Source organism: Candidatus Jettenia sp. AMX1, from assembly GCF_030263775.1.
Taxonomy (GTDB): Bacteria; Planctomycetota; Brocadiia; order Brocadiales; family Brocadiaceae; genus Jettenia; species Jettenia caeni.
The window spans coordinates 87023-103641 of the sequence record NZ_SZPP01000014.1 but is presented as its reverse complement, the minus strand read 5'-3'; the positions used below and the strand labels follow the sequence as shown (position 1 = coordinate 103641).

General features: G+C 37.5%; 8 protein-coding genes. 1 reads left to right on the top strand and 7 read right to left on the bottom strand.

All coding sequences use genetic code 11. From position 1 onward, the window contains the following. Positions 1-12: 12 nt before the first annotated feature. A complete protein-coding gene (locus tag FBQ94_RS05375; RefSeq protein WP_007220928.1) occupies positions 13-5151 on the top strand; it encodes a DUF4011 domain-containing protein in 5139 nt (1712 codons plus the stop codon). A gap of 85 nt (positions 5152-5236) precedes the next feature. Here the strand turns inward: FBQ94_RS05375 and FBQ94_RS05370 are convergent, their stop codons facing one another. The 7 genes from FBQ94_RS05370 to FBQ94_RS05340 all read right to left on the bottom strand — a co-directional run bounded on the left by FBQ94_RS05370 (position 5237) and on the right by FBQ94_RS05340 (position 16369). Then, entirely contained in the window at positions 5237-5410 is a 174-nt protein-coding gene (locus tag FBQ94_RS05370) for a hypothetical protein (protein WP_007220929.1), read from the bottom strand. 105 nt (positions 5411-5515) lie between these two features. Further along, complete coding sequence (locus tag FBQ94_RS05365; protein ID WP_007220930.1) at positions 5516-6451, bottom strand: transposase; 936 nt, start codon at positions 6449-6451, stop codon at positions 5516-5518. Between the two features lie 115 nt (positions 6452-6566). Next, the gene (locus tag FBQ94_RS05360; protein ID WP_007220931.1) at positions 6567-9368 is read right to left on the bottom strand and encodes a DEAD/DEAH box helicase; all 2802 of its coding nucleotides are present in this window, start codon (positions 9366-9368) and stop codon (positions 6567-6569) included. Positions 9369-9375: 7 nt separating this feature from the next. Further along, the gene (locus FBQ94_RS05355; protein WP_007220932.1) at positions 9376-9804 is read right to left on the bottom strand and encodes a DUF8076 family protein; all 429 of its coding nucleotides are present in this window, start codon (positions 9802-9804) and stop codon (positions 9376-9378) included. A gap of 3 nt (positions 9805-9807) precedes the next feature. Continuing rightward, positions 9808-12762, bottom strand: coding sequence for a DUF1156 domain-containing protein (locus FBQ94_RS05350; protein ID WP_007220933.1), 2955 nt, complete (start codon positions 12760-12762; stop codon positions 9808-9810). A 4-nt stretch (positions 12763-12766) separates the two neighbouring features. After that, on the bottom strand, positions 12767-13741 hold the full coding sequence (locus FBQ94_RS05345; RefSeq protein ID WP_007220934.1) for a hypothetical protein: 975 nt from the start codon (positions 13739-13741) through the stop codon (positions 12767-12769). Next, entirely contained in the window at positions 13742-16369 is a 2628-nt protein-coding gene (locus FBQ94_RS05340; RefSeq protein WP_007220935.1) for a DUF499 family protein, read from the bottom strand. Positions 16370-16619: the final 250 nt, after the last annotated feature.

Here is a 16619-nt window from a genome sequence, read left to right as displayed (position 1 = left end):
GAAAAATTGTTTATGCCTATAAATAAAATCACTAAGAATGGAAATAAAAAGAAACAAGAAGAGCTAATAGGACTCATCAATTCTCGCATAGAGAAGCTTCGCCCAAAATTACTGGACCTGAGTCGCCGAAATCCGCTTCTATCAACTCGATTCTCTGACAAATCCAATTCTCATATTAGAGTTGTAGACGAATTGCCTAATGTCTTGTTTCAAGAAATTGGCGAAAGGACGATGCAATTTTTACCTTTGCCGCCATTAGATGGTGATCCCAAGGATGAAACCACGCGACAATTTAAGGATTCATTGGCTGATGCCTGTATAACAGATGACATTTATAAAAAGAATTTGGAATCAATTGATCCAGATGACTCAAATGCTCCTGATAAATTGGCTCAAGCTGAACGGGAATTAAAAGATCGCGTTCGGGTTAAACTAGGAATGGCTCCACGGCAAACAATGAAAAATCTATCACTTGTTCAGCACGCCAGAAACAACAACATTTCTCCAAGCTATGATTTGCCCTTGCCTAACGAAGCACATAAGGATGGACGGCACAAAGACAATAAAGTTCAAACACTACTATTGCCCGATTTATTAGAACGGAGATTAAATGCGATTTTGTCGAAATGCACAACATGGATTCAAGAAACGGGCATTGACGTGCTTCGCGTTGCATTTGGCTTCTTAGAATGGAACGATACAAATGACTCTCGTCCGGCATTAGCCCCCTTGATGTTGGTTTCGGTTCAAATTGAAAAACATAAGACACAAAAAGGATTTCAGTTCACGATTACAAGCCTGGGTGATACTCCAGAATTCAATACGATTCTAGCGGAAAAGCTCAAAATCGATTTTGGTCTAGAATTACCAAAATTTAAAGAAAATATAACTCCGGAAGATTACTTTCTTGAGGTTTCAAAATTATCGCCAAGAGGCCTGCAATGGCGGGTTAGAAGACAAGTAGCTATTGGAGTTTTTCCGTCTGCCAGAATGGCTATGTATCATGATCTGGATACTTCATCATGGGATTTTGGAAACCAACCCGTGATAAATAATTTATTTGGTGATGCGAGTTTGGCACAAGGAACTTCGCTTTTCGGTGATGAGTATGACATTGATGATCCCTCAATTGAGATTAAAGTTCCTCTCACCGTAATGGATTCTGACTCTTCACAATTTAGCGTAATGGTTGATGTCGCAGATGGGAAAAACATTGCAGTTGAAGGTCCTCCCGGAACTGGCAAATCACAAACAATCGTTAATACGATTGCATCAGCATTAGCGCAAGGCAAAAAAATTTTATTCGTGGCAGAGAAGATGGCCGCTTTAGAGGTTGTCAGATCACGTCTCGAAGCTTGTAAGTTGGGGCCATTTTTACTTACTTTGCAAGCAGTCAGGTCTGCTAAAGAACAAGTCGTAGACTCAATTCGAGATAGAATTTCTTTAGGGAATGAGATTAATCCAAGGAATTATGAGGAAACACTAGAAGAATTTAAGAATACACGTACTAAATTGCAGAATTATATTCAAGTCATTTCGTCTGTATATGGCGAAACTGACATGACTGTTTATGAAATAATTGGGCACAGCATTTCAACACGCAAGCTTTTTAATGAGTTGCCGGAAGAAGTGCGATCCGCCCCTATCCCCAAACCGGGACAAATTAATAAACAAACCTTAAAGAATATTTCTTCCCTATGTGACTGTCTGGAAGAATCTTGGGATGAATCTAATTCACATAAAAAGTATTGGCGAGAAATTGGCGTGGCAAATGTGGATCTCTTTAGCGCTGACGAAATATTAAATTCTGCAGCCAAGGTTGCTAGGGAATTTAAACAGTCCGCGAATAAGCGGGGCCATCTATTAGAGATAGGTCTTAGCGAAGAGATGGAATGCTCTAAACTCAAAAAGATCTGGGAAGCATTGAATAAATTGCCAGCCAATCGAACAGAGATAAACATTCAATTAATAAAGCGGTTGTCGTCTAGTAGTGCTATTGATCAGACAAGAGGTTTTTTTTCAAAAATTGATAAATTCAAAAAAAGCAAAAATCTTATAAGTGCGATTTTGATCGATCCTTTGGAGCATAGTACAGCAAGCAATTTGTTAAGAATGAGCCAGTTGGCTAAAGAATTAAGTTTGTCTGAATTATCAGAGGAAGAAGCTAATAAAAAGCTTGCGAAAATGCGAGAGGATGAAAAGAAAATAAAAGCAGCGCTGGGCATTTATGATGAGCTGCGCAGGCAAGTAAAAGATATCGATTGTATTTCAATAAAATTCTTAATCGCTCTATGTGAAGTAGCTCAAGACACAGAAAGAAAAATTCTTATATTAAGAGCTGCGCGATTTGAAAAGCCTGAGGTTAAAGATTTTCTCTTAAAATATAAAGCTGAAGCGAAATCTTTACAGGAAAGATATAAGGAATTATCAAAAATATTTAATTTATCCACATCGCCTTATGTGGATGATTTAGTGCGCCATTGCGAAGTCCTTTCGAAGGCTGGTTTCTTTTCTGTTCTATCGCCTAAATATCATGCTGCAAAAAGATTTTATAAATCAATCGCACAAACTGGGAAATGGGATGGAGCCAAATCGGTTATTTTATTGAAACAATTAGTTTTATGGATTAGAGGAGAGAAATCGTTTGCTTGTGATGAGCAAATAAAAGAATTATTAAAATCCCACTTTAACGGAATGAATACTAATTTTGAAATCTTTGAAAAATTATTGGACTTTTATGAGCTGGCAGAAAACAAGCTTAGAGGTCTTGGTAATAAGAATCTTCGAGGGTTTTTATTTTCCGCCCCTCTTGACTCAGTTATGTCGCTTCCAAAGTTGGATGCCGACAATCCTCTCTATCAGTTTCCAGACGAAACAATCGACAGCCTTTTGTATAATGCTAGACAGATGAGAGAAGAAATAAACTTATACGAAAAATCACTGAGCGAGTTTATTGATTTATCAAGATTGTTTTGCTATCCAAAGGATGTTCATGTATCTGAATTAATTAAAATAGCCTGCCAGGTTGAGCAGCTTTATACGTTATGTCTCGAAATATCAAATGATCAGAATATGAAAAATCTCTTGGCCGAATATCATTCAGGAGTTGAAACAAATGCTGTTCTTGTTGAGCCATCGTTAAAAGTGGCAGAGATCGCAGTGGATTTAGGCGATAATTTTGGAAAAATTTATTTGAATTCCATAGAAAATGATTCGATTCAGAAGCATTGCGATGTTATAGAACAAATCCTAAAAGCTGATTCAGATGCAGAAGCGGAGTTGAAAAATTTGACATCACTAATAGAGTCTGATCCTCAATGCCTTCGCAAAGATATGAGCCGAATTGCCTTTTCAGAGTTTATGGCTGAGGCTTCATTGGATAAAGAAGGACTTATTGCTCATTCTGTGGTGGCTCAGAATATTAAAGATGCAGCCAATGAAGGATATGAAGCTGTCATAAAAGCTTTTTCGAAAACAAAAAATTATTATCAGGACTTATCTAAAAATATTGTTGCATTGATAGCTCAGGCAATGGCTAGAGAAGTTTATAAAAGTCACGGCAAGGTTTTGTCCAGTTTTAATGGGATTAAATTAGATAAACTTCGTAAAGAAGTTGCAGCCCTTGATAAATCTATTCTCGAACTCTCCCGTAAACGCCTTCGGGTAAAATTGATAAAAGAAGCAAATCCGCCCGAAGGTAGTAGATCAGGAAAACGAAGCGAATGGACGGATATGAACCTCATCCAACATGAAGTATCAAAGAAAACCAGATTTGTTCCTGTCCGAGATCTAACGAGCAGGGCTGGCAGAGCACTTTTAGAGATCAAACCTTGCTGGATGGTTTCTCCTTTGGCGGTAGCACAATACATTCCTAAAGGCATAATCGACTTTGATTTAGTTATCATTGACGAAGCTTCACAAATGACGCCTCAAGATTCTGTAGGTGCTTTAGTTAGAGCAAAACAAGCAATGATAGTAGGTGATACCAATCAGTTGCCTCCGACAAGTTTCTTTCAAAAATTCATCGATGACGATGAGGAAGACGAAAACGAAGAAGTAATTACAGAAGAGTCTATTCTTGAAATGGCAAATGCGGTTTTCCGCCCAGCAAGAAGGCTTAAATGGCATTACCGTTCAAGACATTCAGGCCTAATTGCTTTTTCAAACAAGTACGTATACGACAACGATTTGGTAGTTTTCCCTTCCCCAGTCGAAAACCATCCACATATGGGAGTGTCCTATCGAAAAATCAATGGGCTTTATTCCAAAGGAACAAATCCAGTAGAAGCCAAAGTTATGGTCGATGCAGTCATTAATTTCATGCATCAGAATAAAGAGAAATCTCTTGGCGTAGTTGTTCTGAATCAGAAGCAAAAGGATTTAATTATGCAAGAAATGGATCACGCCTTAGTTAATGATTCGATCGCACAAAAATATGTTGAGCATTGGGAGAAAAATCGGGATGGACTGGAGTCGTTTTTTGTAAAAAACCTTGAGAATGTCCAAGGCGATGAAAGAGATGTAATATTCATAGGAACGGTATACGGTCCAGAAAAAGAAAATGCTCCTGTGATGCAGCGGTTTGGCCCTATTAATGGTATCACTGGGAAAAGAAGATTGAATGTTCTCTTTACCCGTGCCAAACAGCAAATCGTTACTTTTTCATCAATGACTTCAAATGATGTCCGTGCAGATAACAGAGTTAATGAAGGTGTATTAATGCTTAAGAAGTGGTTGGAATACGGTGCTACTGGACATCTCTTAGTAGATGAATTAAATATTTCTCGAGAACCGGACTCGATGTTTGAACAATATGTAATTGATCAATTAAAAGCCATGGGTTGTGAATTGATGTCCCAAGTAGGTGTTGCAGGATATTTTATAGATATAGGTGTTAAACATTCTAATTGGTCGCACGGGTTCATAATGGGCGTTGAATGTGACGGCGCATCTTATCATTCCTCAAAGTCGGCTCGGGATAGAGATCGCTTACGCCAAGAAGTGTTGGTGGGGCTAGGTTGGCATTTACATCGTATTTGGTCTACAGATTGGTTTGATGATCCCATTCGACAAAGCGAACGCTTACGTGAAGCTGTTCAAAAAAGGCTTGAAGAATTAAAAAAAAGGGGTCTTTTCCCAATTAGTTGCTAAAAGCAAAGGCACTTTTAATGATCAGAGAAAAATACCGAACATCATGAAATCCATAAGCCTTTCTTTTACAATAGTTTAGACAAATTTAAGCGGCAATAGTGCCGTAATTTCTCAGTTCTTGATAAACTGATTGTATTTTTTCATTGTTAGGGTCAAGTTCTAATTTTGATAAAAATAAGTTGAGCAGGAATTCGTTCGTATAAGTTCGTTTGAGAGAGGCCAGAGAAAATCCTTCATTGTCTGATAACGGATAGTTCATCCGATGCTCAATGCATGCAAGATTGAGAAGTCTCAAAATCGTATTAAAATGGAAATTAAGGCTCTCTTTTGTTCGTGCCTGACATGGGTAAGACCCGTAAACTGTTTAGCGTCTCGAAACACAAACTCCATTTGAAAACATGCAGTATAGGAGCGATATATGGTGGCTGGTATCCAGGGTAACATCAGTTGAAAAAAGCAACGCATAGGATTGTTTGCCCTTGGTATCAGTATGTACGACAGAGACAAGATATATCTTCCTTTTCAGAGAAACACGGTACACGATACCGCTAGAGAGCCGTATCTCTTCATCAATTGTATGATAGGAGAGCTTTGACAAGTCAAGGGAATCCAGATTGATTTTGCTTTCATAAAGTCTAGGACGTCCCCGTTTCTTGTGCTGAGACGTTGACGCTTCAGAGAGATATCTGAGATTGGCGTCTTTGCGAAGTTTGCTGATCACATGAAACCCGGCTTCCAGAGTGCCGTTGACAAACCGTCTTTTTGCATAAAATCCGCCACTTGCGATGTACTGATGCAAGGCAACGGTGATGCTTTCTTGTTTCAGCATCTTAATATGATTTATCGGGAAGTCAATGGCGTTTTCTTCTGAATCTTCTCTGGACGGAGGTACTTGTTTGACACTCAAGGTATAGGCTGTGTTGTATGTTTCATCGACTAAGGCAATCGTGGAAATTTCGAGACCTTTTGTGGAACGGTTCTGTACGCCGTTCCAGAAGTTCCCTAAACCATAGGTTGCTTTACCACTTTTGGGAATGAAAGAAGCATCGATTGCCAGGAGATAGTCTTTCTTGGGATTATATACACGTTCGATTGATAAACTATTGAAGTGAACGAAATCAAAAGAACGCCTGAAATTCCGTGAACAGGTCTTCTCATTCAACGCACTATAACGGCTGAGTTGTGAAAAGTTGACTCTGCCCATGAGTGAGAGTGCTGTTTTGAACAAAACAACCATAAATTTTACCCGTGATTTACGTATGTCTTTCATTTGGTGTAAAATCGTCTCTGCAAGTTGCATGTGCCATATATCCTCTTATTGTGGTTCTCGTAAAATTCTCTCGTGAGGTTATATGGTACTTTTTCTTTTATTTTTTCAATAAAAAAATGCCCGAACCATTGTATATAATCATTTCTTAAAAATTATTATTAACCTGCATAATTCCAACACATTTTGATCTAATACTCAAAACACCTTTATATTCAGATCTAAGCTTGGCTTCGTAATTGCGAATAAGCATTGAAAGTTGTTTATTTATTTCGTTTGAGTTCGAAATAGTATAATTATTATCTTTCCATCTTCTTTGCGTAAGAAGTTCAATATCGCTTTTTACATGGGTACCCAATAAAATAAGTTCCTTGTATAATTCTTTTTTTGTACTATCTTCAAAATCTATTATAGATATGTACCGGGCTGAGAATATTTCAGGTACTCCATCATTTTGTGATATCAAAACATCCCCAGAGATAGCATCACTTTTGTAATAATCTATTAATGAATCTATTAAAGGATGACCAATACCCATAAGATCGATGCCTTTTTTCTTGGTGGCTACTTTTCTTGAGAATGTTACATTTTCATATTGTGATGATACCCCAGCATATTTTTTAAGCACAGGTGGAACTGTAATGCTGTCGATGTTCCCAGAGGGAATAAAGCTTCCACCAAGGCTTATAATTGCTTTTTCACAAAAAGTTTTCAAATCTTCAAGCGTATAATTACCTTTGAGTTCAATATAACTTTCGAGATTAAATGTTTTTAAATCCTGTGTTAATTGTCTTAAAGCATTACTTGACTCCCTGGCCTGTTTCAATGCTTCAGATATTTCTTCTTCTGTTCTTCTATAATTTTTATTAATCAAGGCTTCCTTGTACAAATCATTGTAATTTATAGAAGAACTAAGGAAACCTAAAATTTCTGATCTAAAATCTTCAGCTATTTCACCAGTAACATTATCAACTTTTCCTATGGTTTTTGCTATTTCGAAGAGTTTTTGTTCAAGTATCGAATAGACCTTCTCTTCTATCGTTCCTTCTGCAATAAGGTTATATACCTGCGCTGTATCTGTTTGACCATACCTGTGTATTCTTCCTATTCTTTGCTCTACTGCCATAGGATTCCAGGGTAGGTCATAATTGAAAAGGATTCTACATATTTGAAGATTTATTCCTTCTCCTCCAGCAGAAGTGCTTATGAGAAATTGGGCTCTATTCTCTTCCCAGAATGATTCACACGATGCTATTTTATCATCAAGAGGACCACCCTTAATTACAGCAATTCTATTGCTATCATAATATTTGCCAAGTTCTTTCTTTAAAAAGTAAAGGGTCTCAAGATACTGTGTGAATATAATAATTTTCTCCTTTTTATTTTCACTTCTTATCTGTTCTATCGCCCTTACCAAAGTATTAAATTTTCTGTCTGGACCATCATCTATAAGCCCTATCAACTCCTTTACTTTTTGATCTTCATGAGGAATATTTGCAGGCACTTCTATAATGTCATCGCTCATTTCTTGTGCATCAAGTGCCCATTTAGTTATTTCTTCATCAAATTTTGGTCGCTTTTTAATCCTTTGTTTTAACTTAGATATATACGTATCGGCGTCTGTGTAATCAATGATTTCCTTTTCGTATGCTAAAAGTTCAATAATAATCTTACGCATCTCCTCCTGGTATCTTATTATTTGTTTGGAGCTTTCTTCTCTGGTAATCGAACCATAAATACCATTCTCTAGAGCCATTTGTCTTCTTGCATATATAGCTAACAATCTTCTTCTTAATGCTTGCTTAATAGCTCTTGGGCTGGACGACATAATTTTCTGGAATGTTGCCATAACAAAACCAACAGCTCTTTGCTGTTTTGTGGTCTTGTCATTTCCTAGTCCTGCAGCATTATATCCTTCTTTAAGATATTCTGTAAGTTTCTCGTAAAACCGTTGCTCTTTAATTGAAAGACCAAACTTCTGCGAGTGAACCTTACGTCTCATAAATATTGCATTGCCTTCAATATCAGTTGCTTCCTTTTTTATTCTTCTTATCATAACGCGTCCAAGTAATCCCCTGTGGTCTATCATTGCTTCAGGACTTTCAAACAGCTGATCATCAAGAAGTTGTATCAATGACCAGAACTGATAACTGTCCCCTTGATGTGGTGTAGCAGAAAGAAAAAGCATATCACGTGTTATTCCTTTCATTTTCTCTGCTAGCCGGTAGTTTTGAGTAACTTCAATTTTTTCTCCATACCTTTTCCTGCTAAGATGGTGAGCCTCATCAAAGATAATAATATCCCATCCAGGTGCTTTCATAAGTCTTTCAAGTCGAGACGGTTTCTTGATTGTATCAATTGAGACTATTACATGGTTATGCTTCTCCCACGCATAGAGATTTTTATCGGTGAAATCATTCCCAAATATGTCAAAATACAATCTAAAACAATCCTTCAGTTCATTCCGCCAGTTTACCGTAAGTCCTGCCGGGCAGATAATGAGTATTCGGTCTGCATCCTTTCTTGAAAGAAGTTCTTTTATTATCATTCCAGTTTCAATAGTCTTTCCAAGTCCAACTTCATCAGCAATAAGGAATCTTCTTCTCCTTTCTTCAACTACTTTGTGAGTCAGCAATATTTGATGAGGAAGAAGGTCTGCTTTGCTGTTTGATAACTCTCCACCGGAGTTCTCAAGAGGAAGCTGATATGCAAGTTGTTTAAGGAAAAAATCTACAGGTCTATCAGATAAGCCCTTTTCAAATTTTTGAAGAATATCGTCAACAGGCTCGACTACTTTTTCAGGAAATGTCTCAAGAATTCTCTTTCCATCTTTCTCAAAAACTATATCAACCATGTATTCGCCATGATCTTCGCAAACACGAATCACTTCCCCTGAGCCCAATTCTGAACGATACTTAACTTTTACCTTTATGTTTTCTTTTATAGTCATGATATCATCAAGAAGACAGATTGAAGCTTGTTGTATATATATTTGCTCCCCGGACGTTATTGATTGCAGTTGATCCGAAGATAAGATCTATTGGAAGGTTTTCGCCACGGTATTCAAGCCAGAGAGATTCACCTCTTACAAGCCTGCCTTTACATACTATCTGAACTTGTATCAATTTCCGTGTAAGCGTAGATGCTGCTGACTGCAAAATTTTGTGAATTTCTCGCGCAATAGGTAATCTGTCTTCATATTTTGTCATATAGAGCACTTCTTCTATCCCATAAACAAGAAAAGATGAGCGAGGGGATATCCCATCTGGATAATTTTTTATTTCTCTAAGGAAATCTAAAAATCCAATCTTGATTTCGTTTGGTCCGATACCATCTTCTCTGTAAGGTTTAAGATATTTATGCTCTACTATTTCGTAACCTGGCATCTATCATACCTCAATCAGACTTAAAATCTTGTTTATTGGCTCTTGAAATGTACGATTCCGTATCTTCAAATATTCCAAGGCAACACGGACCTGTGGAATTACCTGTCTAAACTCATTCAACCATAACGTTAGATTTTCTGAGGCATTGGCAAGTCCCATAAGATAATGAATGACATCCACCAGCGCCACATTATCAAACCTTTCCTCTTCCATCTCCGGAAAGAGCTTTAACTGATGAAAATTCTTTGTATCTTTTTTAAAAAGCACCTGGAGCTCTTTATATCGTTCTTCGGGTTGTTTCACCTCATAGGTTCTGCCGCGTTTTGCCCTGCCCTTTCGGATAACGCCAGCCTTCATCATGGCATCAATCTCAAGAATACCACGAGTTGCTTTATGTACCTCATCGCTTTGAATCTCTTTTCTATCACAAAGACAGGTGAGATACACATAGCTTATGGGATCTATATGCTCAAGTTCTGAGGGTAACGGATGCTGCGTATTGATGAGTTGCTCCACCATCATCCGTATAGAGACAAGGGCTTCTTGAAGAGGTACAACATCCCCATTATGATCAATAATGGAACCATAGTGTTTACTGTATAACTCAAGGCATTTGCCTATAAGGATAATGTTTATATCTGCGGGTAAGAGTTTTTCACTCCCATATCTGCCAGCCTCAATCCTGTTAATCTCTTCTCGTGCCCTTGTACGTATCTCATGCCTTACCCCAGCCCATGAACGTTTCTTTATATCGCCATTGTCCTGTCTTTTTTTACAAACATGGATGAGGTCATAGGAAATTGACTGTTTATCCATAAGATGCAAAGAACTTTCCGACTCGCCGTGTATGGGGTAGACGGCTTCTATAAAAAAACCCGCATTACAAACAGATTCAAGAAGCGATTCCCATGCACTTCCTTCCGCATGATGAAAGGTAAAAACCATAAGGCCCTCATATTCGAGGTACTCATAGCATTTTCTCCATACTTTAGTAAGTCCTTCTTTATAATCTTTCGCAGTTTTGCCACGCGTGGGATTTACAATTATTTCCTCTACCTTTGGAGTTACATCAGGTGAAAAATGAGAATATGTTTTTGAAAGCAATAGTCTAAGCCAGACATAGAAGAAGTCGGCAAGTTCAGAATAATTAACGTTGCCGGCATACGGCGGGTCTGTAATGACATGGTTGAATTTTTTTGCTTCTGTTAAATTAGAGGAAGAAAAACAATGCAAATCTTTATCACCCTTAATGCCATCATTTTCAATTTTTTTATTTTCCCCATCATTCTTATAATAATCCCATGTTTTATTAATAAATTGTTTGGCTTCAATAACAGAATTATAGTAAGTACTAAAAGAGCCCATACCCATTTCAGCTCCCCATATAGAGCTTTCACACGGCGTGTTTTTAGAAGCAAAATCATGTCGTGCAAATACCTGACGTGTGCAATCACGCTGCCATATATAGCTTGTAAAATCGCTCATATTGTTTAGAGTATTGAAAAAACCACTCAGCAACATCTCCTTCAATACCTGATCTTCTTCCTCACCAATTGCCTTGAGTAGTGTGCTCAAACAGAGGAGTTGTCTCGGATTGAACATCTGATGCCAGTATCTATAATGATGTGCAATTAAGCCCGATTTCGTTTTTTCTCCGATAGGAACTTCCTGTCTTGGATAAGGAAGCGCTTCTCTTTCTTTTTCCCATCTCTTTTCTGCATCCTGATAGCGTTTCAGGTCTGAGGGATTTATCCTTTTAAAAAACTTTCCATTGTTTTTGTTAATATTACAAGAATGGGATAATTTTTTGGTTTTTATCATATTGTTGAAAAGGTCTTTTTCGTCTCCATAGCCAGCACATTTCAGGCAGTAACCCTCCAGGGCATATGGTCTGGTTGGAAGCAGTTGCTCCTGTGGCAGTTTTCGTATGGAATTGATAATTTTGTCCTTTGTGCCGCATGATTGGCAAACAAAGGAGCCTTTTTCTGTAACATTTCCTTTGTTCGGATTGTAATCTTTTTTACAGATAGGGCAAGAAACATCTTCGGGTAAAGTACCACGATACTGCCAGACAGTATAACAATGGGGGCAAAGCAGGACGGTAAGAGGTACTTTTTTCTTTTCCTTTTTCAGCGATTTGATTTTTGCTTGTACATTTTCTGCAGAGCACCAGGGACATATAGCCCTGTGTGTCATATTATCACGTAATGCCCACCGTTTATGGGAGCGTAGTTCTCCGGACGCATCCTTCAGATTATACGTTGTGAGTGTTTTTTCTGCTATCAGGGAAGCAGGTTCAATATCCATATCAAACCTCTTTCCACAATACCTGCATTCATAGTCGGGTAAGTACCTTATTGTTGGCGCTTTTTGAGCAATAGTATAATTGCTAAAAAGAGGGACTTCCTGTTTACAATTTGGGTTTGTGCAGATAGCGGATTTTACCCAGAAGGTGTAAATAATGTCGGCACCTTCCCTGCCAGCTTCACAGCAAGGACACTCTGTTTTGTAATGACTGAGCAGTTCCTCTTTTACTGATTTTCCAGAATTGGTTTTGCGCTCCTCAAGTCTTTTAAATGCATCCATGAGCCTGTCAATATCAACCGGTTCTACCTCTGTCTTTACGATAAACCAGGCAACAGGATTTAAATCAATACCCGTCACATGACAGCCAAGACGCAACGCCTCGACAACGGTTGTACCACCTCCCATGAACGGGTCAAGAATTTTTACGTTATTTGTATCAGGATCATTTGTATGATCTTTGTAAAACTCCTCCATGATATCCGTTCCGATAGGCTTCATAGATGCCAGGAGTATCGCCCTGAATACGCACGACGCCCTGCGGGCAAACCACTTATGCATCTGATAAATAGGTTTAAATGCATTGCGTTCCGGCACTGCCAGCCTATTTATTTCAACGATTGGGAAAGATTCCTCTATTGCACGTTTCGTCAAAACCTTATGTCTCCAAAATGATCCACGGCGTCAGCATTTCCATTAAAGAGAGTCCCCCGTGCTTATATAATTTTGTTGCTGCATCCCCTGTAGACCTGGTCTTTACACGGCCTTTGATCATAGCAAGCCGTTTGTTGTTATCTCTTACAATATCATCTGATAGTGGAGGATTGGACTTTTCTCTAAGGCAGGCATATCGATCATTTCCAAAATATTCATTCAGTTTTTGTATCTCTTGACTACTTCTCACAAAATCCATTCCCGTGCCAAAGAATATATAACCATGATCACTGGTAATTATTATCCTGTTTTTCCCTTTTATCTGTTGTACGGTGTTCATCCAGGCTGTTTCAAATTGAATCTGTATATTTTCAAAGTGATGGTCAAATCGTGCTCCGCTGTCTTTGTATGTATTGTCAGGAAATGCAGACCATACAAGCAATGCATTATTTTCTTTTATATTGCCTAAACTATGAGTTGGGCTTCCGGAATACATAGCCGTAATTCCCCGCTCAGTGAGTTCCCTTCTACCAACAAGCTGCGAAGGCCCAACTCGTGTACCTTTCAATTCACGCTCTATAAAGTCAATCGTTTCGCATGGTATAGCGGCATGTGAACAACTTATTTCCTCAATTTTGAAACCTGATTTTTCAGAAAGTTTTATAATAATGGGAATTTCCCGCAGGGAAAGGCCGTCAAATACCACAATGGCAGTTTGGTTGTCGGAAAGAATGGTTAATAGGTTTTTGCTGGGATCTGGTGGTGATAACAATTCCCCATAAATTCTATCGGCCGAAGCGGATATTAAGGTTTCGAATCTGTTGACAGACACTTCGCCTTTTTTGAGATATTCTATGGGACTAACTGTTTGATAATGCGAAAGGCTCCATACTTCTTCTATAAGCCATTTCTTAATCCAGGCTAGTCTTGGCCCGGCATTGGTCAGTTTTTCAAGTAATGAGAGATTGAAATATTCCAATCAGCCGCCCTTTTTATTTATTTCTAATGTTATGTCTATAGAATAATCTGCACCAGATATTGACGGTAAGGATTCGATCTGTTGTTCTATCTGAGACTTTGAGAATCGGCCAGTTTTTGTAATGGCTATTTCAGCAGTAACATCACCTTGACCATTAAGATTTCCCCTTAGTAAATTAGGAATTGTACTCAAATCTCCGATATCATTTTTTTGATAGAATATCTTGTAGCAAACCTTTATTATCTCTAAGTCCTGATATTGCTGTAACCTGGAGGCAGTTTCCTCTCTGAGATTCTCGATGCTTGTTTTGGGAAGTATTTTCAAGGAAACCATTTCTTTTTTGGGACACATACACGTTTCTTGACCACATTTTGGACATGTGGATTGTGGTAAAGGTTCTCCACATACACATGTTTTTTGTCCACACTGTGCGCAAGCAGGCGAAGGTTGAGGTAGTGGAGAAGTTGGTTGTTCCTGAATAGGATCAATAACCTTGGCATTGACGAATTCTGGTTCTGAAAGATCGATATATTCTCTACAATAAGAACGCTTGCTATGTTGTATTCCAATTAAACCCTCTCTGCATAATTCCCTTACAGCCTTTGTAAGCAACTGATAAGTAACGATGGGAAAACCGAGTGTTGCTTTATATTCTGCATCTATATCTTTAACGAGTTTCTCTTTTATATGGTCAAGCCGCGATTCGAGATGTTCCTTTATCCTCAGCAAGGGAAAATAGTCATGACTAAGGGATTCAAGAACTTTATCTTTATTAAAATCTTTGGAGAGAGGCTCAAGTTCTATTTGGTCATCACGTACATTTGAACCGTATGTTATCCAATGAATAAAGACCAATCCTGCTCTTTTAATCCGTTCAATAATATATGATTGATCTGTTCGTGCAATTCTTTCAAAATCAGATTTTCGTGAAGTATTTCGCGCATTTTCAGCAAGTTCCTTTGCAGCGATAGCCCTCTTTGCCCATTTTAAAAGATCCCTGTCAGATAATAATTGAAATGTATCATCTTTCGGCTCAAGTAAAAGGATAAGGTTTCTCATGTCCATACCATAATAGATATTATGCCTTTCCTCCTGTATTAAACGACGTCCAGTAAGCACATATCTCAGACGATTTTTATCAAAATCGTTTAATAATTGCTTTGTTTGCTCTACAGAGGTAAGTACAATAGTACTTGATGTTTCTCTGAATATTTCGGATTTTACTATATCTATAATAAAACTCCTAGCATGGTCATCCTGATAATTAAGAGATCGATATTCAACCTTTGCTTCAGGTTGTTCTTCAATATCAAAGTAAAACCTATCCCCATCCGTATGAAAATAAGAGGCATATTTCTGGAAACTCATTATTGCAAGATTATAAGCATTAATGTCTATAGTTGGAGAAAGAATATCTGATACAAGCTGATTACGAGACCCGCCTTTATCAACTCCAAAGCCTGTAAGTGAGTAAAGAAGGACGGAGGAAGCTAGCCTACTTGCTATTGGTACTTTTGACTTCAGTTCCTCCATATTCTCTACTGCTCTGTTTATAAGATCTCCTCCAATATCTAAGTCTCTTAGCATTATGGTGTTCGCTTTATCTTCTAAGGAGGCATCGGCTGGTGTGATAATATCATTCTTAGTATGAGTAAGTTTAACAAGGTTTCCAAGGAAGGAAAGGGCACCTCTCACATTCTGGAAACCACCTCTTGCTGGTATTTTTTTCAAAACAATATCTATTAATGAAGGTGAAAATGGATAGGTTTCTTGAAATCTGTTTTTCAACTCTTCTATATCTGATGAAATATGTTTTTGCCATATGTTTACATAACTATCTACAATAGGTATGATAGATTTAGTGTTAAATGCTAAACAATTTTCAAATAAACGATGCAATATTATATTACACTGATCTTTTGCATTATCAAACTTAACAATACATCTCGGGACCCGCTTCAACGTACTTCCTGGTTCTTCTCTATCGCTATAAATGCTCGCAAACATTGTAACTTGTTTTGATCTATTGCTAAACTCCGAGAGCATTTGTAAAAAAGCAATATTTTGTGCCCGAATCGCAGTATCATCAATCACCTTTATACCTTGTTCAAGTTCATCAAATATAAGAATAATCCTCTTATCTCCAAGAGCTTCTTTAAATTCCTGAAGACTAGGGTGTGTTATTCCTTCCGGAGCTTTCCTATCAAACTTATCAAATATCAATTTCCAAATATACTTATATGGTGTATCCGTAAACTTATTTATAAAAACAATAATGTCATTAGGAATAGAGCACTGTAGATTATTTTGGTTAATCCACTTCTGTGCAATTACGGGATATTTAAAAAGATTGTAAGTCAAAAGAAGAAGATGTGATTTGCCGCTACCTTTTAAACCTTCAAAAAGGAATAGACCAGACGAGTTCTTTTGCGAGGAAAACCTTATATTTATTTGCTCAAGAACTTTCTGAATATCTGATGTTGGATAAGTAAGATTGAAAAATAACTCAGGATCAGCCTCGATTTTTTTTGTATTACTAGAATTTAAATTAGCTACATCTATAATTCCTTCAACACCTTCTTCAGAGATGGTTTCTAATCTAGGCTTTAAATATGATGAATAGCTCATATTATCCTTATTTGAAGTTTACTTAAAGAATTAAATTTATACCTTATTTATTAAAATTAATTTTGCATAACTTGTAGCGCTACAATAGGTTGAAGATCAAAAACACATTCTTATATTTCAGTTCTACAAAACTTGGAAATAACATTCTCATTTCAAAGAGAACTTATATTCAAAACTATTTCTGAGTAAAGAAAGACAATACTATAATCTTCTGTAGATACTTTTTCAACTAAATGTCTTTAATTTTAAA